This is a genomic window from Seonamhaeicola sediminis (genome assembly GCF_004358095.2).
In the GTDB taxonomy this organism is placed as follows: Bacteria; Bacteroidota; Bacteroidia; order Flavobacteriales; family Flavobacteriaceae; genus Seonamhaeicola; species Seonamhaeicola sediminis.
Genome location: NZ_SMZJ02000029.1, coordinates 1 through 1,356, shown reverse-complemented (window position 1 = coordinate 1,356; position 1,356 = coordinate 1). Strand labels below are relative to the sequence as shown.

The window sequence follows — 1,356 nt, the reverse complement described above, 5'->3', positions numbered from 1 at the left end:
CGTACTTTCCTGAAATAGGTTGACTAAAAATTAAACCTTTTAGCACTATACCTAATGAAAGACAAAAAACAACCCTGCCGAAAAACTTCCTACAAAAAAGTAGGTTTCGACTTAAAGCTTTTGATCATCGATCAAGTCCAGAATGGACAGATATCTGTCAATCATGCTTCAGAAAAATATCAGGTCTCTAGATCCTCCATTGATTACTGGTTAAAAAAATACAGTACCTTAGAACAAAAGAAACTTGGGATGAGCAAAAAAGATGAAATCAAAAAACTTAAGGAACGCATCGAAGAACTAGAGTTCGTAAAGGACTTCCAGCAAGACATCATAGCCGATATGGAACTCATAACAGGAGTCGACATGTCAAAAAAGTCCTTGCCCAAAACATTAGCAGACGAGATCGAGAAAAAGAAACAAGACCGTTTAAAAGAAAATGGTTGATCCAATGTTTTGGGATTAGTAAACAAGCTTTCTATAAACGCTTGAAATCTTATAAATCTAAAATGGAAAACGACAAAATTGTAATTCAAATGATTAAGGATTACAGAAATGAAGTCGGTCAAAGAACTGGAGGGGTTAAACTACATGACAAGCTCCAACCTGAAATGGAACTCCTTGGGATTAAAATGGGTAGGGACAAGTTCTATAAACTCTTAAGGACCTATAACCTCTTAGTGCCAAGAACCAAAAGGTATTTTATAACCACAAACTCCAAACATCAATTTTACAAATATGACAACCTGGTAAAGGACAAGGCCCCTACACGACCCGAACAACTTTGGGTAAGTGATATCACCTATATCAAAACACAGAACAAACATTGTTACCTGGCCCTGGTCACAGACGCCTATTCTAAGAAGATTATGGGATATAAATTAGCTTCACACATGAAAACATCGCTTTGCAAAGATGCCCTCGCCATGGCCGTTAAAAATCGAAAATACCCAAATGAAAAGCTCATTCATCATTCAGACCGGGGAATTCAATATTGTAACCCAGCATATACGGAATTTGCAGAACAAAACAACATAACCCTATCAATGACTCAGCAATACGATCCATACGAAAATGCGGTAGCGGAAAGAATTAACAGAACATTAAAATATGAATACGGTCTCAAACAAACTGTAAAAAATGTTACCTTAGCTAAGAAGATCATTAAAAAAGCTGTCAGTATTTACAATAACAAAAGAACGCATCACAGTTTAAAATTGAACACACCAGCTTTTGTTCATCTTAACCAAAATGTAGCATATCATTCCTACAAAAGAAATAAAGAAAATTTAGAACTATTGACCTTTTAACAAACGAAAAATGAACCCGAAAAAGGTCAACCTATTTCAGTATAATACA

At 35.4% G+C, this 1,356-nt stretch carries 2 protein-coding genes; both read left to right on the top strand.

Annotated features, from left to right (window positions below):
* Window positions 1-54: 54 nt before the first annotated feature.
* Window positions 55-444 carry a helix-turn-helix domain-containing protein gene (locus tag E1J38_RS14935; RefSeq protein ID WP_133357641.1) on the top strand — a complete coding sequence of 130 codons (390 nt, stop codon included), beginning with the start codon at window positions 55-57 and terminating at the stop codon, window positions 442-444.
* A complete protein-coding gene (locus E1J38_RS14930) occupies window positions 441-1,307 on the top strand; it encodes an IS3 family transposase (protein ID WP_186525880.1) in 867 nt (288 codons plus the stop codon). Before E1J38_RS14935 ends, E1J38_RS14930 begins: the two co-directional genes overlap by 4 nt.
* Window positions 1,308-1,356 lie beyond the last annotated feature (49 nt).